At 35.3% G+C, this 24827-nt stretch carries 27 protein-coding genes; 10 read left to right on the top strand and 17 right to left on the bottom strand.

The annotated features are described in order from the left end of the window. Positions 1–168 precede the first annotated feature (168 nt). Positions 169–1008: a lipoate--protein ligase family protein gene (locus tag DYE31_RS11295; protein WP_012664271.1), complete on the bottom strand. Its 840-nt coding sequence runs from the start codon at positions 1006–1008 to the stop codon at positions 169–171. Next, on the bottom strand, positions 1008–1997 hold the full coding sequence (gene pta / locus DYE31_RS11300) for a phosphate acetyltransferase (RefSeq protein ID WP_012664270.1): 990 nt from the start codon (positions 1995–1997) through the stop codon (positions 1008–1010). Before pta ends, DYE31_RS11295 begins: the two co-directional genes overlap by 1 nt. A gap of 161 nt (positions 1998–2158) precedes the next feature. On the opposite strand from pta, the gene hemQ reads away from it, so the two are divergent. The 4 genes from hemQ to DYE31_RS11320 all read left to right on the top strand — a co-directional run bounded on the left by hemQ (position 2159) and on the right by DYE31_RS11320 (position 6565). Beyond that, positions 2159–2908 (top strand): hydrogen peroxide-dependent heme synthase, encoded by a 750-nt coding sequence (gene hemQ / locus DYE31_RS11305; protein ID WP_012664269.1) that lies wholly within the window; start codon positions 2159–2161, stop codon positions 2906–2908. A 1418-nt stretch (positions 2909–4326) separates the two neighbouring features. Continuing rightward, positions 4327–5109 (top strand): threonine/serine exporter family protein, encoded by a 783-nt coding sequence (locus tag DYE31_RS11310; protein ID WP_012664268.1) that lies wholly within the window; start codon positions 4327–4329, stop codon positions 5107–5109. Between the two features lie 10 nt (positions 5110–5119). Continuing rightward, positions 5120–5584: a threonine/serine exporter family protein gene (locus DYE31_RS11315; protein ID WP_012664267.1), complete on the top strand. Its 465-nt coding sequence runs from the start codon at positions 5120–5122 to the stop codon at positions 5582–5584. A 189-nt stretch (positions 5585–5773) separates the two neighbouring features. Then, positions 5774–6565, top strand: a complete 792-nt coding sequence (locus DYE31_RS11320; protein ID WP_012664266.1) for a DUF2812 domain-containing protein — start codon at positions 5774–5776, stop codon at positions 6563–6565. A gap of 173 nt (positions 6566–6738) precedes the next feature. Here the strand turns inward: DYE31_RS11320 and DYE31_RS11325 are convergent, their stop codons facing one another. From DYE31_RS11325 to DYE31_RS11345, 5 genes are all read right to left on the bottom strand, one after another. Continuing rightward, positions 6739–7362, bottom strand: coding sequence for a DedA family protein (locus tag DYE31_RS11325; RefSeq protein WP_012664265.1), 624 nt, complete (start codon positions 7360–7362; stop codon positions 6739–6741). Positions 7363–7664: 302 nt separating this feature from the next. Beyond that, positions 7665–9188: an APC family permease gene (locus DYE31_RS11330; protein WP_012664264.1), complete on the bottom strand. Its 1524-nt coding sequence runs from the start codon at positions 9186–9188 to the stop codon at positions 7665–7667. Between the two features lie 66 nt (positions 9189–9254). Beyond that, a complete protein-coding gene (locus tag DYE31_RS11335) occupies positions 9255–9623 on the bottom strand; it encodes a DUF423 domain-containing protein (RefSeq protein WP_041613074.1) in 369 nt (122 codons plus the stop codon). Between the two features lie 99 nt (positions 9624–9722). Next, entirely contained in the window at positions 9723–10112 is a 390-nt protein-coding gene (locus DYE31_RS11340) for a DUF5327 family protein (RefSeq protein WP_012664262.1), read from the bottom strand. After that, positions 10105–10770: a uracil-DNA glycosylase gene (locus DYE31_RS11345; protein WP_012664261.1), complete on the bottom strand. Its 666-nt coding sequence runs from the start codon at positions 10768–10770 to the stop codon at positions 10105–10107. The genes DYE31_RS11340 and DYE31_RS11345 overlap by 8 nt, the downstream gene beginning before the upstream one ends. A 190-nt stretch (positions 10771–10960) precedes the next feature. On the opposite strand from DYE31_RS11345, the gene thiD reads away from it, so the two are divergent. Then, complete coding sequence (thiD, locus tag DYE31_RS11350; protein ID WP_012664260.1) at positions 10961–11791, top strand: bifunctional hydroxymethylpyrimidine kinase/phosphomethylpyrimidine kinase; 831 nt, start codon at positions 10961–10963, stop codon at positions 11789–11791. Positions 11792–12433: 642 nt separating this feature from the next. On the opposite strand, the gene DYE31_RS11355 is transcribed toward thiD, so the two are convergent. The 4 genes from DYE31_RS11355 to DYE31_RS11370 form a co-directional block, all read right to left on the bottom strand. Further along, complete coding sequence (locus tag DYE31_RS11355) at positions 12434–13873, bottom strand: MFS transporter (RefSeq protein WP_012664259.1); 1440 nt, start codon at positions 13871–13873, stop codon at positions 12434–12436. A gap of 488 nt (positions 13874–14361) precedes the next feature. Next, positions 14362–15240: a GTP cyclohydrolase FolE2 gene (gene folE2 / locus DYE31_RS11360; protein WP_012664258.1), complete on the bottom strand. Its 879-nt coding sequence runs from the start codon at positions 15238–15240 to the stop codon at positions 14362–14364. 16 nt (positions 15241–15256) lie between these two features. Continuing rightward, complete coding sequence (bshB2, locus tag DYE31_RS11365; protein ID WP_012664257.1) at positions 15257–15922, bottom strand: bacillithiol biosynthesis deacetylase BshB2; 666 nt, start codon at positions 15920–15922, stop codon at positions 15257–15259. A 12-nt stretch (positions 15923–15934) separates the two neighbouring features. Next, on the bottom strand, positions 15935–16294 hold the full coding sequence (locus tag DYE31_RS11370; RefSeq protein ID WP_012664256.1) for a YojF family protein: 360 nt from the start codon (positions 16292–16294) through the stop codon (positions 15935–15937). 669 nt (positions 16295–16963) lie between these two features. Here DYE31_RS11370 and nagB point away from each other — a divergent pair. The 3 genes from nagB (at position 16964) to hxlB (ending at position 18978) form a co-directional block, all read left to right on the top strand. Continuing rightward, complete coding sequence (gene nagB, locus DYE31_RS11375; RefSeq protein ID WP_012664255.1) at positions 16964–17707, top strand: glucosamine-6-phosphate deaminase; 744 nt, start codon at positions 16964–16966, stop codon at positions 17705–17707. Between the two features lie 91 nt (positions 17708–17798). Continuing rightward, positions 17799–18431, top strand: coding sequence for a 3-hexulose-6-phosphate synthase (hxlA, locus tag DYE31_RS11380; RefSeq protein ID WP_012664254.1), 633 nt, complete (start codon positions 17799–17801; stop codon positions 18429–18431). Between the two features lies 1 nt (position 18432). After that, positions 18433–18978, top strand: a complete 546-nt coding sequence (hxlB, locus tag DYE31_RS11385; RefSeq protein ID WP_012664253.1) for a 6-phospho-3-hexuloisomerase — start codon at positions 18433–18435, stop codon at positions 18976–18978. A 147-nt stretch (positions 18979–19125) separates the two neighbouring features. Here hxlB and DYE31_RS11390 read toward each other — a convergent pair whose 3' ends face one another. The 3 genes from DYE31_RS11390 to tadA all read right to left on the bottom strand — a co-directional run bounded on the left by DYE31_RS11390 (position 19126) and on the right by tadA (position 21331). Next, complete coding sequence (locus tag DYE31_RS11390) at positions 19126–19692, bottom strand: NADPH-dependent FMN reductase (protein WP_012664252.1); 567 nt, start codon at positions 19690–19692, stop codon at positions 19126–19128. Between the two features lie 66 nt (positions 19693–19758). Then, positions 19759–20637: a Cof-type HAD-IIB family hydrolase gene (locus DYE31_RS11395; protein WP_012664251.1), complete on the bottom strand. Its 879-nt coding sequence runs from the start codon at positions 20635–20637 to the stop codon at positions 19759–19761. A 214-nt stretch (positions 20638–20851) separates the two neighbouring features. Next, positions 20852–21331, bottom strand: coding sequence for a tRNA adenosine(34) deaminase TadA (gene tadA, locus DYE31_RS11400; protein ID WP_012664250.1), 480 nt, complete (start codon positions 21329–21331; stop codon positions 20852–20854). Between the two features lie 65 nt (positions 21332–21396). Here tadA and DYE31_RS11405 point away from each other — a divergent pair, with 65 nt between their 5' ends. Both DYE31_RS11405 and DYE31_RS11410 read left to right on the top strand, forming a co-directional pair. After that, complete coding sequence (locus DYE31_RS11405) at positions 21397–22014, top strand: deoxynucleoside kinase (RefSeq protein WP_012664249.1); 618 nt, start codon at positions 21397–21399, stop codon at positions 22012–22014. After that, on the top strand, positions 22007–22669 hold the full coding sequence (locus DYE31_RS11410) for a deoxynucleoside kinase (RefSeq protein ID WP_012664248.1): 663 nt from the start codon (positions 22007–22009) through the stop codon (positions 22667–22669). Before DYE31_RS11405 ends, DYE31_RS11410 begins: the two co-directional genes overlap by 8 nt. A gap of 41 nt (positions 22670–22710) precedes the next feature. Here DYE31_RS11410 and DYE31_RS11415 read toward each other — a convergent pair whose 3' ends face one another. From DYE31_RS11415 to DYE31_RS11425, 3 genes are read right to left on the bottom strand one after another with little or no spacing between them, the layout of a single operon-like run. Beyond that, positions 22711–23529, bottom strand: a complete 819-nt coding sequence (locus tag DYE31_RS11415; RefSeq protein WP_012664247.1) for an HAD-IIB family hydrolase — start codon at positions 23527–23529, stop codon at positions 22711–22713. Between the two features lie 22 nt (positions 23530–23551). Next, positions 23552–23959, bottom strand: coding sequence for a hypothetical protein (locus DYE31_RS11420; protein ID WP_012664246.1), 408 nt, complete (start codon positions 23957–23959; stop codon positions 23552–23554). A 40-nt stretch (positions 23960–23999) separates the two neighbouring features. Continuing rightward, entirely contained in the window at positions 24000–24719 is a 720-nt protein-coding gene (locus DYE31_RS11425) for an HAD family hydrolase (RefSeq protein WP_012664245.1), read from the bottom strand. Between the last annotated feature and the right edge of the window lie 108 nt (positions 24720–24827).

Below are 24827 nucleotides of genomic sequence, written 5' to 3' on the forward strand. Positions count from 1 at the left end.
TTGAAAAATTAAGACCAGATAATAAACTTCTCTCTTATTTTACCTAAAAACATAAATGATTTAAATCATTTGGACATAAATTTGTCATAAAAATACTGTGCTGCTTATTCATATAAAACACGCTAAATAGGAGATGCCTCGCTTTACAGCTGATTGCATCTCCATATTTTAGTCATCCATTTTAGCATTGATTTTAGCATTCCGTTCAATCATACGATCAAAATACTTTTCAAATCGTGTCCATTCTTCATCTGTTACTGGGTCCATATTTAAAGTAGCACCTAAGTCTTTTAAAGAATGAAGCAATTTAAACATTACATCATTCACAGTTAAATCATGTCCTAATAATGTTTCTAACGAAGCCATGCATGAAGGATCAATATCCGGATATTTAAATTTTGTTTCTTCACCTTGTAATGCATGATTATAAAAATTACGCATCATTTCAGCACGTTCTTCTCCCGAACCTTCTACACATAAATAAATTTGGACTGCTATTCCACCACGTACTCGTCGTTGTGATATACCAGCAAATTTCTTACCATCAATACTCAAATCAAATTTACCAGGACAATAAGACCGCTCAATTTCTTTTGTGTCGATTTGAACATTTTCATCTTCGAACATCTTACAAATCAGCTCATACATTAAATTAAACGCCTTGTCGATGGATACTTCTGTCTTCCCTTTAAAAATTAAAGAGATATTCAAAATACCTTGATCTAACACAACACCTAAGCCGCCTGAATTGCGCACAATCACATTGTAACCACATTCATCTACTAGATAACGAATGCCATCTTTCAAATGAGGCAATCGCGCATCATGGGTTCCTAAAATTACCGTGTGCTGATGAATCCAAGTACGGACCACACTGCATGATAAATCTTTGCCCGCACTTTCTGAAAAGGTATCGTCAAAAGCAAATGACTGCATTGGCGCTAAACCAGTAGAATGATCAATGTAGCGCCAATCTGAGCCATTAAAATATTCTTGTCTTAAATCCATTATTGTAAAGTTTGTGCTGCAGTGATAATTGATAAGTTATAAACGTCTTCAGTTGAGCAACCGCGTGATAAGTCATTCACTGGAGAATTCAAACCTTGTAATACTGGTCCGATTGCTTCATAACCGCCTAAACGTTGTGCAATTTTATAACCAATATTTCCAGCTTCTAAGCTTGGGAAGATGAAGACATTTGCATCGCCTTTAATTTTAGCATCTGGTGCTTTTTTAGCAGCTACTTTAGGAACAATCGCTGCATCAAATTGGAATTCACCATCGATAACAACATCAGTTAATCCTTCTTCTTCCGTTTTTTCTTGTGCCAATTTAGTAGCTGATTCTACTTTTTCTACATCATCAGATTTTGCTGAACCTTTAGTTGAGAAGCTTAACAAAGCAACACGAGGATCCATTCCGAAACTTTTCGCTGTTTTTGCACTTTCAACAGCAATTTCTGCTAAGTCTGCTGCTTCTAATGTTGGATTAATAGCACAATCTCCGAATACATATTGTTCGTCACCTTTAATCATAAAGAAAACACCTGATGTTTTAGACACACCTGGTTTTGTTTTAATAATTTGCAATGCAGGACGCACTGTATCTCCAGTTGAATGTGCTGCACCACTTACGAGTCCATCAGCTTTACCAGTGTAAACAAGCATTGTTCCGAAATAATTCACATTATTCAACATATCTTCAGCTTGTTCTTTTGTTGCTTTACCTTTACGACGCTCAACAAAAGCATCTACAAGTTCTGGTTTCAAGTCACTTGTTTCAGGTGTAATGATTTCAATTCCAGAAATATCTAACCCTTTATCATCGGCAAGTGATTGAACTTTTTCAGCATCACCTAAAACGATAGGTTCTACATAATCAGTTGAATGTAATTTTACTGCTGCTGTTAATACGCGTTCATCTTCACCTTCCGGCAATACGATTTTTACGTTTTTTCCTGAAAGTTTGTCTTGTAATACATTTAATAAACTAGGCATAATGTCCTCCTCAAATTTACGAGTTTATTTTTACCATCCTTAATTATACGTCATTTAGAGCAACATTTCACGCGCTAATACATAATCAATTTCTATGCTTTCAATCACGCTTTATGATAGAATTTTTAGTGAAATAATAGATAATTAAAGGAGCGATTTAAATGAGTCAAGCAGCAGAAACTTTAGATGGTTGGTACAGCCTCCATTTATTCTATGCAGTAGATTGGCCTACATTACGTCTTGTACCTGATGAAGACCGTATCCAAATCGTTCAAGAATTCCATGATTTCTTGGACAAATTAGCGTCAGTACGTGATGATCATAATGGCGACCATGCGCTATATAATATTACAGGTCAAAAAGCCGACATCCTTTTATGGGTTTTACGTCCTGAAATGCAAGAATTGAACTCAATCGAGCTCGCACTTAACAAATTACGTATTGCAGATTACTTAGTACCTACTTATTCATATGTTTCTATCATTGAACTCAGCAACTACTTAGCTGGCAAATCAGATGAAGACCCATATGAAAATCCGCATGTAAAAGCACGTTTATATCCTGAATTACCACATTCAGATTATATCTGTTTCTATCCAATGAACAAACGCCGTAATGAAACATACAACTGGTATATGCTATCAATGGAAGAACGCCAAAAATTAATGTATGACCATGGTATGATTGGTCGTAAATATGCTGGTAAAATCAAACAATTTATCACAGGATCAGTTGGTTTTGATGACTACGAGTGGGGTGTCACACTATTTGCACAAGACCCACTACAATTCAAAAAAATTGTTTATGAAATGCGCTTTGATGAAACTACAGCACGTTACGGCGATTTCGGCAGTTTCTTCGTAGGACATGTCTTGCCAGAAGAAACTTTAGAAACATTCTTCAGAATCTAAACTATCAATGAAATCAAAATGATATTCAAATTAATTATAAATGCCTCGGTAAAGTAAAACCTTCATTTTACCGGGGCATTTTCATATTCGCGTTAAATAAGTTTTATTAAATAAAATCCCTAACATATATTTATACTTTTAAGCCTCATTTTTGACGTACACTATAAAAAAGTGGATTAAACTATAAAAAAGTTGTATAACAGGCTTAAAGAAACCGTTTTCATATCGTACGAATTCTACGACTTCATTCAAATGAAACAAATTGATTTCAAAAAATAAAAACTAAAGGATTAAAAAATTAACATCAGCGGAACAGCAAAATGTCTTATTGGAAAAGATGGTTCAGCAATAAGCGACTCAGTTTTAGGACCTATAGGATTTTGAGGTGGCGGTCTAGTAGGTATAACGACATTTTGTGATATCTAATAAAGATAGTAAATGTCTTAAAATCAGTGATTTTCTTATTTAAGACATAATTAAACGCTAAAGGATTGATGTATAATGCAATACCGATTATCTACTTCTTCTTTATCATTTGGATTATCACATATAAAAGAAAAATAAAGATAAATATAAAAAACTGTACTAAAAACATTGCTTATCTATGTATAAAGACGAACGGAACTTGCCTATTTACTTAGCGCAAGTTCCTTTTTGCTCCCATTTATAGTCATGCTATATAATATATAAGTCAAAGACAGAATACTGCACAACACAAAAAGTGAGCGACACCTATGTACCACCCTCTGTATGCTGCCTAACACAGCCTAAACAATAGTGGCACTGACCAAAGGCATCCCTCACTCTAAATGCCGGCAGTATCTGCCTGCAAGCGCACACGTGTATGGCTTGTAAATACAGTGTCGCTCATCCCTTGTGTAGTGTCCCTGGAGAACTTTGCCACTACTTGTCAATCTCTCTGGTTAACTGCGAAGCGATGCCAACCGTCGCTACTCAGTTAACAGCTTTCAACAGCCAACCATTATAACTTTAACCGTTTTGAAATATTTGAAACATAAAGTAATGATAAAAAAACCATATAATGGAACACCTCTAATTTACTTATATTCTATATTCAAAATTAATTTTAAATTACACAACTACGACTTTCACAACATTCTATATTTCCATTCGTAGAGTCTTTTACTTATAGCTCATTTTATAATCAAATCCAAAAGCATTTACTTTTAACCATTATATTCGTTCTCTTATTTTGTTGTTTTTTCAATTTATTTTAATATATTTTTTTATTCTTAGACCCATTTAAAGTGTCTTGATTCCTAATTTTTACATGAATATTACAAAATAATACCTTGAGTATCTTTAGTTTTTACGACATAATCGTAATAGTCCATGTAATTTTCAAAAAAATCGAAATTTATGTGAAAATAAAATACGCCTATTAAATGAGTGATAACATGATTTTAGGAAATAGAAACAGTTATATAGAAGATACACCTGAAGAAAAGTTGGCTAAAGACGCTATTATGTTAGCTGGTAGAATTCTTTTGGAGTCCGGTGCTGAAGGAACACGAGTCGAAGGTACTATGAATCGAATGGCTGAAACTTTAGGATACAAAGAAAGCAACAGCTTCGTTACAAACACGGTCATCAATTTCTTATTAGATAACCAAACCACTCCCCGCATGTACCGAATCGAATCACGAGACACCAATTTAATTAAAATTTCTCAAACGAATTCAGTCTCTCGTCAATTAAGTGCTGGTCAGATTACACTTAAAGAAGCATATGCGCAATTGAGACAAATATATAAAGATAAACAGACACATGATTTATTATACAAAGGCATCGCAGCAGCAATTATTTCCATCAGTTTTTTATATCTGCAGACTGGAAATTTCATAGATATCTTAGCCACAATTTTTGCAGGAAGCTTAGGTTATTTAGTTGTGGAATCATTATATCGCGCAAATTTAAAAACATTATTCATACCAGAATTTTTAGGATCTGCAGTGATAGGTGCTATTGCTATCTTTGGACACAGTATGGTGCCTGATGGTTCACTTTCTGCCATCATTATTGCATCCGTTATGCCGATCGTACCTGGTGTACTGATTACCAATGCAATTCAAGATTTATTTGGTGGTCATATGATGATGTTTACGACAAAATCTTTAGAAGCACTTGTGACTTCGTTCGGCATTGGTGCTGGCGTTGGCACTATGCTGTTGATATTTTAGGAGGTTGCTTATGTTTTGGTTATTAAATTTTATATTCAGCTGCATCGCCTCCCTCTTCTTTTGTGTGATTTTTGATGCTCCCAAACGTATGTATATTTGGGCAGGATTAGTTGGTGCTTGTGGATGGATGGTTTATATTGTATTATTTCGCGGTTTAGAACTACATACGATCTACGCATCCTTTTTTGGCAGTTTAGCTTTAGGTCTCTTGAGCCATGTCATGGCACGTTTCAAAAAAGAGCCCGTTATCATTTTTATGGTACCAGGAATCATTCCTTTAGTACCTGGAGGATTAGCTTTTGATGCTACGAAGAGTCTTGTTATTTTACAATTCGGCAACGCTGTAAAGACTATGTTGGAAGTAACGCTAATTGCGGGCGCCATCGCAGCGGGTTTATTATTTTCAGACCAAATTGCACGTTTAGTAATTACCGGCAAAAGCACATTTCTTAAAAAAAGAAATTTAAACAATTAAGGTGGACCTGCAATAATTTATTGTAGGTTCTTTTCAATACTTATCTTTTTCTTCTTATATACTTTTTTTATAAAAGTTAAGAGAAAACACTTGCCTTTAATATTCAGAATATTTAAAATATAATTAAGAAGAACAAAAATACTACTCTAAAAACATCATACGAATAAAACGAAAGAAGGTATTTACATCATGAAAAAACAACTTAAACTTTATTTTAAAGGTAGTCCTTCAGAAATTCGTTATTTAGAAGAACAGCAAAAAGACGGGTATATGCTGACAAACATTAAAAACGGCATTTATACTTTTGAAGAAAATTCGACTGTCAGCGATACGAAACTACAAGTAACTTTTGTTAGAAGCGAAGATTTAAAAGAACCAAATACTAAAGTAGAAAAAAGCCCTTTCCTTTCAGTTTTAGCAAAACAACTGAATTATTCTAAGTACACGGTACTCTATAGTTATTTAAAAGAAAAAGATAATCCTATTTATAATTTAGCAGACACTAAAGCAGCCGAACACGAATACCTCAGTTTTTTCAAACGTATCATTTTTAGTTTAGCAGTACTCACTATGTTCGTTTGTGTAGCCTTTTGGTCTTACTTTACTGCGATTGGAAAGCCGTCATCAACACTTTTGATGCCAATGCAAATTATGATAAGTATTTTTATAATATTATCTCCGTTTAACATTCTAATCAACCGCCGTATTAGAAAAAATTGCCCCAAAATCGAGGATGAACTTTATTTAAGTTATTCAGTTTCTGTTAAAAGCCCAGAATCACAGCCAGATATCGATAGCCTTAAATTTTTAGGTGCATGGCGATACCAAACTGATAAAGAAGGTAAATATTACTATAATTTATTCAGCAAAGAGCCTAAGGATGTTATTTTAAAAAATGTAAGTGCAAAACTGCACTTGCCTGAAGAAGATGTTTATGTTTATTCACGATTTTATTTATTTCCAATAACGATGCATTTTTAATACTCTTGAACCTTTTTGCGTTCAAGAGAGGTTTAATATTTTAATTTTGAACTGTGTATTCATTTATACTATTGTCATCTCTAGGTTCTTCTTACCTATTTGAAAATATCAATCACGAAATAGAAAACAACAACCGTCCAACACTTTTATTAAAGTGGACGGTTGTTGTTTTACTAGTCATATTTAGACTTGCTGAAGCGTTTCTTCACAAAATATATAATACCGATAATAAGTAAAATAATTAAGACAATAAGTACAATACTTGAGAAAGAATCGAAAGCAGCGGAAATTTTCGGCCATGCTTCTCCAGCTTGTTGTCCAAGTATAACGAGCACTGTATTCCAAATCAGCGTTCCAAGTGTAGTTAATATTAAAAATGAAATCAGCGGCATATTAGTTGTTCCTGCAGGTATTGAAATTAAACTTCTGATAACTGGAATAAACCGTGCAAAAAAGACAATTTTTTTACCATGATTATCGAACCAACCAGTTGCTTTGTCTAAATCACTTGCTTTAAAGCGCAGTATTTTACCAGTTTTACCGTTTGCTAACTTCTGTAATCGCTCTATAGATAAAAAGCGCCCAATAAAATACAGTACGATCGCCCCAAATACAGAACCAAGTGTTGCAGCAATAATCACGCCAATAATATTCATATTAGAATGTAATGTTAAAAAACCGCTGAATGTTAAGATTAACTCTGATGGAATGGGTGGAAAAATGTTTTCTAAAGCTATTAGCAAGAAAACACCGAGGTAACCAAATTGATCGATAAATTGCTCGACCATTTTTTCCATATTGTTCCTCCTACATCATTTTTAAACAAACAAGATACAGCATACATCTTATTTGTTTTTAATAACTTATATAATTCCATTAAGCATTGCAAGTAATATCCTGTTTTTCTTTAATTCCAATACTTTGCCCCTTTAATTATTGAATGCATTAAAGGGGCAAAAAGACGCAATATATTCAATTTTTCATTAAGATAGTTGTCATGTATCTCATTTTTTATTGGGTTCAATACTTCTAAGAACAAAAATGAAGCAATGAAAACACAATTTGGTTTTCATCGCTTTATATTTTATAGTCTAATCTATTATTTAATCTCACTTTGCTTTGTAGAAGCTTCTTTATCTGAATCTGGCTCATCAATCATAGACTCCACTTTTGCTTGGCTTGTGTCTAAGATTAATCGACTTAACTCATCTTTATTGATTCTCTTCAATTTAGGATAACGAACAATAAAGAATATAAGACCAAGTATCAACCAACCAGCCAATGCAATATAAGATGGCATAGACAATGCAGCAGGTGATCCTGGAATTAACAATAATCCTAAGAAGATAGCAGCGAATACCGAGCCAATAATCGCAAATGTTTTATATACAGGCGCGTAAGTATTGCTGGCTTTGTTATAACTGAATAATTTTGCTGCTGATAAACAAGTAATTAAATATGCTACTGATACACCTGTTGATGACATATCGACAATCCAAGTAAGTGCAGTACGACCAAGCCACGGTGCAATCAATGTCAATGCAACTAAGAATATAATCGCAACATAAGGCGTTTTATACACCGGATGCAATTTGCTGAAGACACGAGGCATTATGCCTGAACGTCCCATTGAGAAAAGCAATCTACTAGCGCTCATTAAAAATCCATTCAAGCCAGTAAAAATCCCCATAATAATCGCAATTGCTAATACAGAGAGTCCAACATAGCCAAATGCTTGCTTAGTGACTGCGCCTGTAACCCAAAGGTTTCCGTTTAAGCTTGAACCACTTTTACCTAACCATGCAGTATATAAAATCATTAAAACATATGTACCTGCGGCTGCAAGTAAACTGTATACGATTAATTTAAATGTTTTATTCGGTGAAAAACTGAATTCTTCTGCTGTTTGCGGAATGTTATCAAATCCAACATATGCCCATGGCGCAACAGCCACAATCATAATGATAGATGTAAACCAACCTTCATGTTTTGCTGTTAAAGGCTGTAAATTACTGAATGAAAAATCTTTGCCGAAGAATGAACCAAAGAACATCAATAATACGACAATAACCATTGCAACACAGAAATAATACTGCAAGCTTCCTGATACGTGTGCGCCACGAATCGTAATTAACATAAATACAAGTAATAATACTGTTGCAATAATAATTTCAGTCAAATAGACGTCCCAACCAGCAATCGTATAGAGCTTACCATGCTCTAATACACTTGGCATCATGAATTTCAAAAGCAAACTAAACGCGGTGGCATTTAAGGCTACAACACAAATATAACCAAATGTCAGAAACCAAGAAGAGAAGAAACTGACATAACGACCGAAACTTAAGTAACTAAACGCAAATGCCCCACCGGAAACCGGAAAATGTTCAACAAGTGCGCCGTAACTTACAGCGATAATTATCATTAGTAAAGCGCCTATTGTAATACCAATAGCTGCGGAAATGGAACCGGATTGTTTAATCCAGTCACCCGGAAGGATAAAAGAACCCCAACCGATACATGAGCCATATGCTATAGCCCAAACGAATTTTTCTGATAGGTTTTGCTGTAAATCTCCACGATCTACTTTTTTATGGATATTTTCTTTATTTTTCTGTCCCATAATAAAAACTCACCTCATTCGATACATTATACCCTGTGAGGCGAGTTTTTGAACCTATTTCGCTATTTATTTTTTAATTTTTAGTGCTTGTACGAGTAATGTTACCCATGAAGCGATGAAAAGTACACCGCCGATTGGCGTAATGGCACCAAGTGGTTTAATTTGTGTCAATGACAATACATAAAGTGAACCACTGAAGATAACAATGCCGCCAAACATCATCCAACCTGCTGCTTTTAATTTCATTTTTGTAGTACCACTTAAAATACCAATACCGATTAATCCTAAACTATGATACATTTCGTATTGTGTGGCTTTTTGCCAAACATCTAAATAATGTTCTGATAGTTTGCCTTCTAAAGCATGGGCACCAAAAGCACCTGTCGCAATGGATAACGCTGCTGCCCCTGCGCCAAGAGCTAAAAATGTTTTCATTGATTTTAGATTCACTATGAAACTCTCCTTTATAAATATAATAAGGATGCCAAAGATATTTTTAGCAATTTCCTATTTTTAATTCTGTTTCTCAACTCGCTAGAAATCGAATATTGAATCACCGTTTCCGAGTTCATCGTCAGTTACCATTTTATTGGAATTTCCAGGCGGTGTCGATGTATTTGATGTCGAGTTAGAATGAGATACTTTCCCACCCATCGCTTCAATCTCAGCTGCAGTAATACCTGAATGTACTGTATGGCTAGCGGTATTTTTAATTCCAGTTTTATTGGAACTAGAAGTTTGATACGTTTTATTATATCTTGATTTCACGTTTTGATTGTTATCACTTTTTGGTCTTGTGTCCGCATATAATGAAGTTAAAGTATGGATAGCATAAATATGTTTTTGAAAATCCGCTTCACTTTCCGCCTCATTTGCTTGTACGAGTTCTTGCTCAATCAACGAGATAATTTTATCTTTATCCACGCTGCGCCTCCTCTCCGCACCAATCAATCGGCGTCTCACCGTGTGCCTCTAAATAAGTATTTGCTCTAGAGTATGGTTTAGAACCGAAGAAACCACGATAAGCTGATAACGGGCTCGGATGTACCGACTTGATGACATCATGTTTAGAAGTATCAATTAGTCTCTCTTTTTGCTGTGCAGGTTTTCCCCATAATATGAAAACCACATGGTCACGATATTCTGAAACTGCTTTAATAATTTCATCAGTAAACACTTCCCAACCGATATTACGATGTGAAGCAGCTTCACCTTTACGAACAGTAAGTACTGTATTTAAAAGAAGTACACCCTCTCTCGCCCAATCTTGCAAGTGAGAAACGGTACGTTTGCATCCAATATCATCTTCTAATTCCTTATACATATTCCGCAAGGAAGGCGGAAATTTACCTTCCGGCTGAACAGAAAAAGCTAAGCCATGTGCTTGCTTTGGACCATGATACGGATCTTGTCCGATAATTACGACCTTTACCTTATCAAAAGGTGTTAAATCAAAAGCCTGATAAATATTTTCTTTATCTGGATAAACAGTTTTTGTAGAATATTCTTTGTCTAAAAAGTCATGCATTTCTTTAAAGTCATGTCGGTTTGTTATATCATGAAATACTTCTGACCAATTCATGGAATCACCTCATCGTTATCATAACATAGTATCCCTTAAAGCAAGAGTTTAGACGTAGTTAACCCACCTTCCATCCCTTATACTTCCCACACCTTCATATCGCTAAATCGAGTCTTATGCAATATGATGTTGCTAGTGATTTAAACATGATAAAATGTAAGAAAAGAGTACGCGAAGGAGTGTATGTTTAATGGCATTGAAAAAAGTATTAACAATTGCAGGCTCAGATACAAGCGCAGGCGCTGGCATGCAAGCAGATTTAAAAACGTTCCAAGAGTTGGACACTTACGGTATGGTAGCATTAGCTGCTGTAGTCACAATGGATCCTAAAACTTGGTCTCATGATGTTACACCGCTTCCATTTGATTTATTCAATAAACAATTGGAAACAGCAATTTCTATCGGACCAGACGCAGTCAAAACAGGTATGTTAGGTTCTGAAGAGATTATCAAACGTGCTGGTGAAGCCTTTACTGAATCTGGTGCGAAATACTTTGTAGTCGACCCAGTTATGGTCTGCAAAGGTGAAGACGAAGTATTGAATCCAGGCAATACAGACGCAATGATTAAATATCTATTGCCTAAAGCAACAGTTACAACACCAAACTTGTTCGAAGCAGGACAATTATCAGGTTTAGGCACACTAAAATCTATTGATGATATGAAAAAAGCAGCTAAAATAATTCACGACCAAGGCGCTGAAAATGTAATCATCAAAGGCGGCAAAGCGCTAGACCAAGATAAATCTTATGACTTGTATTATGATGGTGACAAATACTACCAATTAACAACAGATATGTTCCAACAAAGTTATAACCATGGCGCAGGCTGTACATTCGCTGCAGCAACAACTGCAAACTTAGCAAACGGCCAATCACCTAAAGATGCAGTTGTAAATGCGAAAGCATTCGTAGCTTCAGCAATTAAAAACGGTTGGAAAATGAATGAATTCGTTGGCCCCGTTGATCACGGTGCATATAATCGTATTGAAAAAATCGATGTAGATGTCAAAGAAGTATAAAATTAATTTTAAAGCGCGGCATTGCTCTAAATTGAGTGATGCCACTTTTTATATACATCAAAACTATTAATACAACCCCTCATATTTAATTATAGTTACTTTTCAAAATTTCAACTCGAAGGCTCTCGGTAATTAGTCTGAGAAGAAGATGGTCTCATTGTATGAGTGAAAGTTGATGCTAAAGCCTCATGTTTTCAAGTTGAATATCTAATACAATAATTAATGTAGAGGGAGCGGCACAAGTGTAAATCCGAAACAATCCTGAACATAGATTCTAATGATAATCGTTACACCTTTCTACCCACCCTAAAATGTCAGCTCCCTCTCAAATATGATGCAATAAAATCGCGTATAACCTCCTAAATAGACGTGAAATTCATATCCTAACTTAAACATGAAATTGCATTAACAGTTAATCTAATCATTGAATTTAAAAAGCCGTAAATTGTCTTTCCCCTGACACAATTTGCAGGCACACCCTAAAAATATAGCATCACTGTCCCTTGTGAGATTGTCCCTTCTCTCAAGTTACCTGATTTGTCCCTTCAGGTTCGACAGTGGTGCTTTATTTATGTGAAAAATAAAAAACACGGAAAGCTACGCATATGCGCAAACTTCCCGTGCTGAAATTGATTCTTAAATTTAATTAATACCTTCCATGTCAATTCCTGACTCGTGTTCACGTTTTCTTTTCTCTTGAACCCACCACAATGATTTTTTAGGATTCTCAGCTGCTTTTTTAAAGTCTTCATCTGAATCCACATTCGGATATGATCCTTTAAGTGATCTAGATGCAGTGTTGGTATGCATGAAGAGGACTACTAGGAACCCTACAATACTGACAGCTGTTAGATAAAATGCCGGCATTAAAGGATTTCCTGTTTTCGCAACTAAAGCCGTAGCGATTAAAGGTGTTGTTCCTCCAAATAGTGAAACAGAAACGTTAAAAGTAATGGCTAATGTACGGTACCGGATATGCGTAAAGAATATCGTCGGTAATGTACCTGGCATTGTTCCTTCATATGTCGCAAGGAAAATACCTAAGATTAAAATTCCAATAGCAACTGGGAAAATAGCTTTTAAATTGATGAGCCAGAATGCCAAAATACTGAATAGAATAATACCGCCTAAACCAAACAGCATGACTTTCTTATCTCCGATTTTATCTGCTGTTTTACCATAAAATAGCGCTAATGGAATCATAATTGCCATAATACAAGTGATTAAGACAGTGACCAAGCCATTTTTGACACCTATAACTTCTTCTAAGTACGACGGTAAATAGGATGTAACCATATAATTCGTCACGTTAAAGAAGACAACCATTACGAAACACACAATGATGTCTTTATAATAAAATCGTACGCTTGTCCAAAAACCGATTTTATCACGTTCATCTTGCTTAGATAATTCATTCTCATAAATAGGTGTTTCTTCTAAATGTGTTCTTAAGTATAAACCAACAAAACCTAAAATCAGTCCGAAGAAGAATGGAATTCTCCAACCCCATGCTGCCATTTGTTGATCATTTAATGAGAAAAACAAGACGCCGCATAATACTGAAGCTGCGATATAACCGGATAGCGTACCGATTTCTAATCCGCTTCCTAATGAATTGCGTCGATTATCTGGTGAGGTTTCTGCCACATATACCATAGCACCAGCGTACTCTCCACCAGTTGAAAACCCTTGGATAATTCTACCTATCAATAAAAGTATGGGAGCCCATATTCCGATTTGATCATATGTCGGCAAACAACCGATGAGTACTGTTGAAATAGCCATCATTACAATCGTGATAGTCAATACTATTTTCCGTCCGAATTTATCACCTATAATACCGAAGATAATACCTCCGACAGGGCGTAATAAAAATGCAATTGCAAAGGTTGCAAATGTAAATACTAATTTTAATTGATCATTCTGAACATCTGAAAAGAAGTTCTTACTAATAATAACTGCTAAATAAGAATAAAGTCCGAAATCGAACCATTCCATAGCGTTACCTATACCAGTTGCGACTACGCTCCTTTTAGCCACACTGGCGTCCACGCGATTAATTTTGTTTTTATCAAAACGCATGTACTTCATCTCCTCTACGTTTAGTGATAAAACACATGTAATTACATACCACTATTCTAAAGTATGAAACAGAAATTTTTCATAAAAACAATTATTAACATTTTTAAATGTTAGATACGTTAACGTATTAAATTTCGCAAAAAGTAATGAAAAGAAAAATATTATTCAAAAGAAAAGATGAAGCAACCGTTTTTGAAAATCAATATTTTATAAATAGCACCATAATATACATAAAAATAACCCCATTCATTAAGTCAGTAATGAATAGGGCTGTATACGTCGCTTTATAAATTCAGTATTTTAAAATTGATTGTGCAGTTATCTTGTTTATTGTTATATTTCATAACTTCATGCATCTAATAGAGCATTTAAGATTGCTAGTATACAAAACTTCAGTGAAATAAATCAGCAGTGGTATAAACAAAAACAATCCTTTCTTTTTTCATCTTATGTGATGAAACTTTTGAAAGGATTGCAGTGTTTAACGATTATTTTCTATATTTTAATTTAGCAAATGCATCATGCTGATGAATAGATTCTTCATTACGACATTCAATGTCAAATCCTTCTGCCCAGTCTAATTCGACTAAATCAGCTGCGATTAAACGAATTAAATCTTCGACAAAGCGTGGATTTTCATAAGCACGTTCTGTCACTCTTTTTTCATCCGGACGTTTTAAAATCGGATATAAAATAGAGCTGGCATTGGCTTCCATAGCATCTAAAATAACCTCTTTATAGTCTGTCGGTAAAGTTGCTGAAGGGTCGATGTACATTTTCACAGTGATTACACCGCGTTGATTATGTGCTGAGTATTCACTGATTTCTTTTGAACATGGGCATAATGTTGTAACTGTGGCTTGAACTGTCAATTCTTTACGTGTCACTTGATCGCCTGCAACAGCTAAACCATATGTTACATCTGCATTCCCTACTGCTTTTATATTAGTAACTGGGCTATAGCGGTTAAAGAACCATTTACCAGATACATCTACACCAGCTGAACTTTGTTTCATATGTTTTTCTAGAGTATGCAAAACAGCTTCTAAATTGTTAAATGATAGTTCCAAACCATTATCATAATGTTTCTCAACACTTTCTAAAATACGGCTCATGTTGATGCCTTTTTCTTCACGCGTCAAACTTGTAGAAAAGGCAAATGTACCCGCTGTTTGGTAATTATCAATAACGACTGGATAAACTAAATTTTTGATACCTACTTCTTCTATTTCAAACAAAAAATCTTTGTGCGTGCTTTGTAAGTCGGTCATTTCTTCTTTAACGGTAGGCTTTGTACCTTCTATTGGATCAACAGAACCGAAGTGTCTCCAACGACCTTCACGTGTTGTTAAATCAAATTCACTCATCTGTGTGCGCCTCCACTTATGATTCAAATTTATATGTCCAATAGGCTTCTTGTTCTAAGAAACCTTTGGCTTCGTCTGGTACTTGCGGTTCTGCTAATTGTTGCAAGAACGGACCAGACTGTGATGCATGTGCTTTAAATGCATTTAACTTTGTATCTCTGTATTCACTGATATCATTGACAACATCAGGTTCTCCTAATTCATCAATGGCATCATTGCTGAAAGCAACCAATTGCAAACGTGGTCGCTCATCTTTCGGCATACGGCCTACTGTACGAACAACAGCATCTGCTGTAGCTTCGTGGTCAGGGTGAACAGCATAACCTGGATAAAATGAAATAATCAATGAAGGACGAAGTTCTTCAATCAAAGACTGTACCATTCCATCGATTTTTTCATAAGGTTCGAATTCTACTGTTTTATCACGATAACCCATTTTGCGTAAATCTTTGATGCCAATTGCTTTTGCGGCTTCTTCTAATTCGTGTTCACGAATTTCCGGCAGTGATTCACGTGTCGCAAAAGGCGGATTCCCCAAATTACGTCCCATTTGACCAAGCGTCAAACAAGCGTATGTTACAGGCACGCCATTATCAATATAACGTGCTAGAGTTCCTGCTGATGAGAACGTCTCATCGTCAGGATGCGGAAAAATAACTAATACTTGGCTTTCCTCTGACATGTTACGCCCTCCTTATAATTGGAAAGGAACAGTGCTGATTTCTAAAGTTGCTGCTAACTGTCCTTCATAATTAAATCCTGCTAATAAAAACTCATTATTTTCATTAACTTCATAATGTGTTAAACCTTGTACATAAACCCAGCCATTATCTTGCAGCTTTAAACCTACTCTGAATGGATCTTTGCCCCCGCCTTTCAGTTTTGCATGTTCAAAAACTACTTTTATATTCCTTAAAAAAGTTCCTGCATTAAAGACACGTTGATCAAAATGATTTGCATATGCCCCATTTGTTGTTTCGACATGCAGATAAACCGGCTGGTCTACATACGATTCAAGTAAACCTTGTACTTTTTCGTATTCAATCGGTTCCACTTCGTTCACTCCCTTGCGTAAAACGCAACAAATAGAATTAGTTCAGTAATTCATTTATATATTTTACTTCGTTATGTTCATTATTTTCTATCTAACGATTGAGTTGTCGTTTCTTGTATCACTTCATTGTACTAAATCTGCGTATATAAATATATCGTCTTGCTCAATTTATTCCGACAATTTAAGTAAGATTTATTTTCTTGTTAAATCTTGCTGCTTTCTTGCTTTAATATAAAGCCGTTCATAATTTAGAAACAATATTTTAATTATATAACTGTTTGCCGAGTTTCTAAAGAGGTTATTGTGATATTTCTGGTTTTTCATACTATATACCGTTTTTACTAAGAAAGCGTGCAACATCTCCTCCCATTTCAAAGATAGAGAGACATTGCACTCGCATGTTTTTATGTATTAATTGTCATTAAACACTCTGATATTTTTTCTCTTACTTTTATTTAGTCATATCTTTTTTGGAGACTGTTTATAATATTTGTTTAAATTTTCTACTAAACAACTTTACTATTTTTGTTTTTTAAATTGATTATTATAAATACCAACGTGCTTTACTATCTGTTTATCATTGTCGTAGTTATAATAGAAATGTATTCAAAGACAGTAGGGGGAAAAGTCCCCTATTTTCTTTGCTATTATTTTTCGAGGAGGATATCATTGAAAATTATTAATTTAGGTAATCGTCATGACGCTTCATTTTATGCAGCATGCGAATTATTCAATCAAATCACACGCAATCCTAAGAGCAAACTAGGATTAGCAACGGGCGGTACAATGGTAGATGTCTATGCAAATTTCGTGAATTTATTAAAAATGAACGATGTAGACGTTTCAAATGTAGAAACGTTCAACTTAGATGAATATGTCGGATTATCACAAACTCATCCTGAAAGTTACCATCACTATATGCAGAAAGTATTGTTTGAACAATATCCTTATTTCACTGCAAATAATATCCATGTTCCTATTGGTGATGCAGCTGACTTAGACGATGAAGCAAAACGCTATGAAGCTATGGTGCGCGAACGGGGACCTGTAGATATTCAAATACTTGGTATTGGCGAAAATGGACATATCGGTTTTAATGAGCCTGGAACATCCAAAGAAAGTGAAACACGTGTCGTAGATTTAACTGAAAGTACAATTCGTGCAAATAGCCGCTATTTTGATACAGAAGAGGAAGTACCTAAGCAAGCAGTTTCTATGGGTTTATCTACAATTATGTCAGCAAAACGTATTATCTTGCTTGCTTTTGGAGAGAAAAAGAAAGATGCCATTACAAAATTAGCAAGTGGTATTGAAGATGCAGATGTACCTGCTACTATCTTGTATGAGCACCCGAATGTAGAAATTTATGTTGATGAGGCAGCTGCTCCAGATGATATGGGACGCGAAGACTAGTCTTTAATGTACGTTTGATTTCTGAACTTCGGGGTATATAAATTATCGTGACTCGTATTAAAATATTTAAAATATGAAGGGATGAATCATTTTGGAACTACAATTAGCAATTGATTTATTAAATAAAGAAGAAGCTGCAGAATTAGCTAATAAAGTGAAAGATTATGTCGATATCGTAGAAATCGGTACTCCTATCATATATAACGAAGGCTTGCCATCTGTTCAATATATGGATGAGCATATTGATGGTGTAAAAGTCCTTGCAGACATGAAAATCATGGATGCAGCAGATTATGAAGTCAGCCAAGCTGTTAAATTCGGCGCTGATGTTGTAACAATCTTAGGTGTAGCTGAAGATGCTTCAATCAAAGCTGCTATCGAAGAAGCACACAAAAATGACAAACAATTATTAGTAGATATGATTGCTGTGCAAGATATTGAAAAACGTGCGAAAGAATTAGATGAAATGGGTGCTGACTATATTGCAGTACACATCGGTTATGACTTGCAAGCTGAAGGTAAATCTCCTTTAGAAGACTTGCACAAAGTTAAATCTGTTATCAAAAATTCTAAAGTTGCGGTTGCTGGCGGTATTAAACCAGACACTATCAAAGATATCGTAGCTGAAGGTCCAGACTTAGTCATCGTCGGTGGCGGTATTGCAAATGCTGACGATCCTGTAGAAGCTGCGAAAGCTTGCCGTGACGCAGTTAAGGGTGAATAATATGACTGAATTACGTTATCAGCTCATTTTAGATGAATTGAAAAATACACTTGGTCACGTTAAAAATGAAGAAGTGGAACAATTCGAAAATGAAGTACGTGATGCCAAAAACATTTTTACCGCAGGTAAAGGACGTTCAGGTTACGTTGCAAACAGTTTTGCGATGCGTTTGAACCAGCTCGGCAAAGCATCACATGTAATTGGCGGTGCAACAACACCTTCTATCCATAAAGGTGATTTGTTTATCGTCATTTCCGGCTCAGGCAGTACTGAACATTTACGTCTATTAGCTGACAAAGCTAAAGGCGAAGATGCAAAAGTTGTTTTAATCACAACAAAGCCTGATTCTAAAATCGGTGAAATTGCAGATACTGTTATTGAATTGCCGGCAGGCACAAAATATGATGCTGAAGGTTCAGAACAACCACTCGGCAGTTTATTCGAACAATCTGCACAAATTTTCTTAGACGCTGTGGTCCTTGATTTGATGGAAATTTTCAATATTGATGAAACAGCTATGCAGCAAAATCATGCAAATTTAGAGTAAATAATATAAATATCACGCCTTATGTCCAGAAGAATTGGATATAAGGCGTTTTTTTATATAAATAGATGATTTTTTCAAATGTCTGCTGATAGTACATATTAAAACACGCCATTCCAACTTAGAAGAATGACGTGTTTTCAATCAATATTATTTTAGGTGTTCATACGGACGGCTTTCCGCAAATGATACAATTTGTTCTACAAATAGGCGAGAACGTAATTGGAATTCTTCATCTTGTAAATAGAAAGAGCCGTCATCAAGTTTTCCATAATCAGAATCATGTGTCGCGATTTGCGTCGGCACCGCAATACCAAGCAATGTACGTACAATCAAACGCAAGTGAGATAATGGTTCAGCGCTGACAATACCTCCACTATTACCCATTAAACCAACAGGTTTCATCTTGAAATCATCCATTGTTAAATGGTCAAGTGCATTTTTTAAAATACCTGAATAAGAGCCGTGATAGTTTGGTGTTCCTAAAATGATAAAATCAGCTTCACGTGCTTTCGATTGCAGTTCCTCTACATTTTTCTTATATTCATCAGGTGGATTACTTGCTCCTGATACATCTAATGTATGAATTGGCTGATCCGCCAAATCAAAAATGTCTGTTTCAACACCTTTTTCTTCTAATTGTCCTTTTAAGTATTGCGCAAGTGCTTTAGTATGTGAATTTACACGTGCACTTCCTACAATAATTAAGCCTTTCATAATATTTCACCTCATAATATTTTTATTTAAAATTGACTCTCTTCAATCCAGGCGCTCCCCTAAAGCTTACCCTTCATGTTTTTGGTTTTCTATTAACATTTTATTAATCGCTTTGCCGACTCCGCTATGTTCATTAGTATCCGTAATCTCTTTTGCATATTCCTTTACTTCAGGAATAGCATTTTCCATAGCAACCGGATAACCTACACGCTCTAACATTGAGACATCGTTCATATTGTCGCCAATAGCCATTACATCTTTCATATCAATGCCCAGTTGATTAGCAATTTCTTCAAGCGCAATACCTTTTTGAGCATATGCATTTGTGATTTCAATATTGCCGCGTGCTGAAGATGAAATTGCTAAATTTGAATGTTGTTCCAACTGTTTGCTGACACGTTCTATTTTTTCAACATCTGCATCATATGCCAAAATTTTCATTACAATTTCTCCACGACGACCAGTAATGTCATCATAATTATCTACTACTTTTAAAGTACCTTGATCGATGCGGTGTTGAATATGATTACGGATTTTTTCAACATCAGCTTTTTGACCAGCATGCTCAGCAATATCGATATAAATATCCAAATCTTTTTGAGGATCTTCTGTATAAATCCCAAAATTTGTATACACTTGGTAATATACATCTTCGCTATTCAAGATATTTGTGATTTGTTCTATCATTTCACGATTCAAACTCGAAGTATGCATAATATCAAATGATTCATCACGTACCTCTGCACCATTTAAGCAGATATATGGCACTTTTAAGCCTGTAGGCTCAATTGGTGAACTTGCTTCATAAAACGCACGGCCTGTCGCAATAACGACCGTAATACCTTGGTCTTGCGCTGCTTTAATTGCTTGTATATTTTCTTCTGAGACCTCATGACCCGCGTTTAATAACGTGCCATCCATATCAGTTGCAATAAGTTTAATCATAACTTTACCTCATTTCTATTAGCTTTAACGTGCAGAATTTTTATAAAAGAAAATTAAAAAAAGCAGAAAGTCAATAACAGTGCTGCAGCCTTTAATACATAATCAGAGCGCAGCACCACATGGTTCACTTGCTATTCTATCAAATTTCTGTCACTTTTTTCTATCGTCTGTTTGTCTGATTTCCTAGAATGCATCTATAAATAGCATGTCGCATTTAATCACTATTTTTTGCTGCCTTCTTTTTCTCTCTTAATTGTTTAAAGAAGGATTTCAGTATCGCTCCGCACTCATTTTCTAATACTCCGCTGACTACTTCAGCACGATGGTTGAACCGTGGTTCTTGGAGTAAATCCATCAAACTTCCGCTGCATCCCCCTTTTGGATCAGAAGCGCCATATACTACACGGGGAATTCGGCTCATGACGATAGCACCTGAACACATCACACAAGGCTCTAATGTTACATATAGCGTACAGTCTTCAAGTCTCCAACTTCCTACTGCTTCAGCAGCTTTTTCAATTGCTATATGTTCCGCGTGTGCGGTGGGCTGTTGTACCGTTTCTCGCAAATTATGCGCACGCGCAATGACTTCTCCCTCTTTTACTACAATTGCACCAATCGGCACTTCGCCTATACGCTCTGCTTTTTTTGCTTCTTCTAATGCAAGTTTCATATAATTTTCATCTGTAGCCAATATGTTCTATCTCCTACCTTGTGATACAATAACTATTGTCTATTTTAACACTTGGAGTGTTGTTTATGAATCAACCTTATATTGCCATAGAAGGTCCTATAGGAGTAGGAAAATCTACTTTGGCCCACTATTTAAGTGAAACACTGCAATATCATGAAGCACAAGAAATTGTGGACGAGAATCCTTTCCTTTCTGATTTTTACGAAGACATCTCAACTTGGAGTTTCCAAACTGAAATGTTCTTTTTATGCAATCGGTATAAACAGGTTCAAGACCTCGAACAACAATCTTCTGGCATTGTCAGTGATTATCATATCTTTAAAAATAAAATCTTTGCTCGTCAAACTTTGACAGATACAGAATTCGATAAATTCAGCCGCATCTATAACATATTAACTGAAGATTTGATGATGCCGAATGTTGTGATTTTCTTAGATGCTGATTTAGAAGTTCTAAAACAGCGTATTGCTAAACGAAATCGCAGCTTTGAACATCAAATCGAAGATGATTATTTATTGAATTTAAAACAGGCGTATTGGGAATTTTATCAATCCTTAAAAGCTCAAGGTAAAAAAGCCAAATGGATTGATACAACAGAACTTGATTTCGTCAATCACCCTGATGATTACGCACAGATATTAAACATTGTTCAAACAATGATAGGAGGCACAAAACATGAATAATTACGGTATCCCTCAAGATGCAGTGATTACAATTGCAGGTACCGTAGGCGTTGGAAAATCTAGTCTGACACGCGCCCTTGCAAAAAAATTAAACTTCCGCACTTCTTTTGAAAATGTGGACCATAACCCTTATTTAGATAAATTCTATGATGACTTCGAACGTTGGAGTTTTCATCTGCAAATATATTTCCTAGCGGAACGCTTTAAAGAACAAAAACGTATGTTTGAATACGGCGGAGGTTTCATCCAAGATCGTTCAATTTATGAAGACGTTGATATCTTTGCCAAAATGCATGAAGAACAAGGTACAATGTCTAAAGAAGATTTTGAAACGTATTCACAACTTTTTGATGCAATGGTTATGACACCTTACTTCCCTAAACCAGATGTTTTAGTTTATCTAGAATGTGATTATGATGAAGTTATTGATCGTATCCACCAACGCGGTCGTCAAATGGAAATTGATACAGACCCTGAATACTGGAAAAAATTATTCCGTCGTTACGACGAATGGATTTATAACTTCAATGCTTGCCCTGTAGTACGTGTTAATATTAATGAATATGACTTGCATGAAAGTTTAGATACACTTGATCCAGTATTAGATAAAATCGCCAATATTATTAAAATACACCGTGAGGTAGACCCAAGATAATCATAAAGCAATGAGAATTCGCATTTCTCATTGCTTTTTATTTAATCATTCTTTATTTTCTTTAAATATTTCTTCACTTCATCATCCAGACCTTTGTAATAATCATACTTTGTATTCGGAAACTGTTCCTTCATCTCATCATCTGTACTGTTTGACATCACAAATGGATGACCGATATAACTTAAATAAGTTTCATCGTTACCACTATCACCGAACCCTAATACTTCAGTAGCTGGTACATCAAATAAATCTAGTAGATATTTTACTGCGAATAACTTACCTGCATTTTTGGGCGTAAAGTTAACGTCATACGCATTTTCAGGATCTCCTGCTAACGGATTTGTCTTATTGAAATGAACTGCATAATCAAACGAAGCTGCTTCTTTCTGCAAATCTTCTAACATTTTAATATCTTCATTTTGGCTGCCCTGTGAATAAAAATAAAATTCATATAACGTTTCTTTCTCTCTATACTCTCGTTGAGGATAAAGTGTGACATCATACTTTTTTTCAAAGTTATGAATAATTTCATCTACTTTTTCTTTCGTAAAAGGTGTTTCAGAAACCGCTTCTTCATAATCTTTATATTCATGATACTCACCGCTATCATCTAATTGATACATTTGAGAGCATAAATCCGAAAAGATATATTGTGGCTTAAACTTCATTTCAGCTTTTTCCATTTTCTTCATGATGTTAGGAAAAATGCTGCCAGATAAAAACGCCGTAATCACATTATCATTTTTCACAGCTTGCTCTAATGTCTCTTCTAATTTACGTAAGTCAGGAATATCTTCTTTAGTCGTTGCATGCTTATAATAGGTTTCATCAAAATCAAATAATATCAAATGATGTTTCATAAGAGCCCCCCTATAAAGTACCTTATTCTAAGTCATTACGATAAATGACTGGTTCATACTCATCGTCTTCCACTGGTTTACTATAATAATCTTCATCTGTTTCTTTTAATCCAAAGGCTTCTGCTTTATCTGCTTCACTTGTCCCAATATAACTTTGGCCTTGAGCATCATAATACAAATCAAACAAAGTGCCGCCATAACGCGCTTCATGTTTAATCTCATACAGTGCATCTACCTCTGTGCGTTTGACTTCTTTATAATAAAGCGTATGATTCGTATGCTTGGTTGTTTGCGCTTTGAACCCCCAAGCTTCAGCCTTTGGATTTTCTGTAACTAATTTCAATTTAGGGCTGAATTCATTAATTACTCGAAAAATCTCTCCTTGATATTCCGCATATCGTCCGTCTACTATAGTGCGTTGATCTGCCATGTTGTCCACCTCGTTTAATAAAAACTTTTATTTTAAAAGGTTATTTTTCATTCTTCTTATCCACTAAAAGATTTACAGCCTCAGGTGCTGACTGAAAAATATAATCTGCATGTTGTAATTCATGTTCTTGACCTACTCCAGTTAGTACCGCAATAGAAAGCCCAAGTCCAGAATTGATTGCTGTTTGGATATCATTAGGTGAATCACCCACAATCGCTATCTCTTCAGCACGCAAGTCTGAAACGTGTTCAAATAACGGGCACAAAACTTCTGGATTAGGTTTTTCAGCAGCATTCGCTTCAGTAGAAATAATAAAGTCAAAAAATGCTTCTGTATCTGTCGCTTCAACAAATTGTTCTGTACCTTTTTTAGTATCGCTTGTGAGTATACCGATTTGATAACCAGCATGTTTTAGAGCATCCAGTGCATCTGTCATACCTTCAATACACTTAATTTCCGGAATACGATGATCTATTAAATATTGGCTGGTTTGACGTGTCCACTCAGATACATCTTCTCCTGCTAAAGCATTAAAATTCTGAATAATCTCATCTAACGAACCACATGCCATGGGAGTGCCAGGCAACACTTGGTCTTTCTCTTTATCTACCCCTAAAGTTTTATAAGCATGCTCAACGTTTTCTTGTGAGATATACTTTTCCACAAATTCATCGACCATTTGAATGTCGACTTTCATCCAACTCATATCAAAATCGATTAAAGTACCGTCTTTATCAAATAAAATCCATTTCAATGCCATCAGTTAACACGCTTCTTTCTTTGTATATTTATCTCATTTTATCAACTTGCGAATACAGATGGAATTTTTTATAAATTGCTTCACTCTTATATGCATATTCATTTCGCA

Source organism: Staphylococcus carnosus (assembly GCF_900458435.1).
Lineage (GTDB): Bacteria > Bacillota > Bacilli > Staphylococcales > Staphylococcaceae > Staphylococcus > Staphylococcus carnosus.

Bases quoted from the DNA above. Each gene is read 5' to 3' on its own strand.
- DYE31_RS11420 (WP_012664246.1), bottom strand. From the start codon at position 23,959: ATGGCAGATCAACGCACTATAGTAGACGGACGATATGCGGAATATCAA.
- thiD (WP_012664260.1), top strand. From the start codon at position 10,961: ATGGCATTGAAAAAAGTATTAACAATTGCAGGCTCAGATACAAGCGCA.
- DYE31_RS11405 (WP_012664249.1), top strand. From the start codon at position 21,397: ATGAATCAACCTTATATTGCCATAGAAGGTCCTATAGGAGTAGGAAAA.
- bshB2 (WP_012664257.1), bottom strand. From the start codon at position 15,922: ATGTCAGAGGAAAGCCAAGTATTAGTTATTTTTCCGCATCCTGACGAT.
- DYE31_RS11390 (WP_012664252.1), bottom strand. From the start codon at position 19,692: ATGAAAGGCTTAATTATTGTAGGAAGTGCACGTGTAAATTCACATACT.
- hemQ (WP_012664269.1), top strand. From the start codon at position 2,159: ATGAGTCAAGCAGCAGAAACTTTAGATGGTTGGTACAGCCTCCATTTA.
- pta (WP_012664270.1), bottom strand. From the start codon at position 1,997: ATGCCTAGTTTATTAAATGTATTACAAGACAAACTTTCAGGAAAAAAC.
- DYE31_RS11325 (WP_012664265.1), bottom strand. From the start codon at position 7,362: ATGGAAAAAATGGTCGAGCAATTTATCGATCAATTTGGTTACCTCGGT.
- hxlB (WP_012664253.1), top strand. From the start codon at position 18,433: ATGACTGAATTACGTTATCAGCTCATTTTAGATGAATTGAAAAATACA.
- DYE31_RS11410 (WP_012664248.1), top strand. From the start codon at position 22,007: ATGAATAATTACGGTATCCCTCAAGATGCAGTGATTACAATTGCAGGT.
- DYE31_RS11295 (WP_012664271.1), bottom strand. From the start codon at position 1,008: ATGGATTTAAGACAAGAATATTTTAATGGCTCAGATTGGCGCTACATT.
- DYE31_RS11335 (WP_041613074.1), bottom strand. From the start codon at position 9,623: ATGAAAACATTTTTAGCTCTTGGCGCAGGGGCAGCAGCGTTATCCATT.
- DYE31_RS11415 (WP_012664247.1), bottom strand. From the start codon at position 23,529: ATGAAACATCATTTGATATTATTTGATTTTGATGAAACCTATTATAAG.
- DYE31_RS11395 (WP_012664251.1), bottom strand. From the start codon at position 20,637: ATGATTAAACTTATTGCAACTGATATGGATGGCACGTTATTAAACGCG.
- DYE31_RS11355 (WP_012664259.1), bottom strand. From the start codon at position 13,873: ATGCGTTTTGATAAAAACAAAATTAATCGCGTGGACGCCAGTGTGGCT.
- DYE31_RS11425 (WP_012664245.1), bottom strand. From the start codon at position 24,719: ATGGCATTGAAATGGATTTTATTTGATAAAGACGGTACTTTAATCGAT.
- DYE31_RS11345 (WP_012664261.1), bottom strand. From the start codon at position 10,770: ATGAATTGGTCAGAAGTATTTCATGATATAACAAACCGACATGACTTT.
- DYE31_RS11320 (WP_012664266.1), top strand. From the start codon at position 5,774: ATGAAAAAACAACTTAAACTTTATTTTAAAGGTAGTCCTTCAGAAATT.
- DYE31_RS11330 (WP_012664264.1), bottom strand. From the start codon at position 9,188: ATGGGACAGAAAAATAAAGAAAATATCCATAAAAAAGTAGATCGTGGA.
- DYE31_RS11310 (WP_012664268.1), top strand. From the start codon at position 4,327: ATGATTTTAGGAAATAGAAACAGTTATATAGAAGATACACCTGAAGAA.
- folE2 (WP_012664258.1), bottom strand. From the start codon at position 15,240: ATGAGTGAATTTGATTTAACAACACGTGAAGGTCGTTGGAGACACTTC.
- DYE31_RS11315 (WP_012664267.1), top strand. From the start codon at position 5,120: ATGTTTTGGTTATTAAATTTTATATTCAGCTGCATCGCCTCCCTCTTC.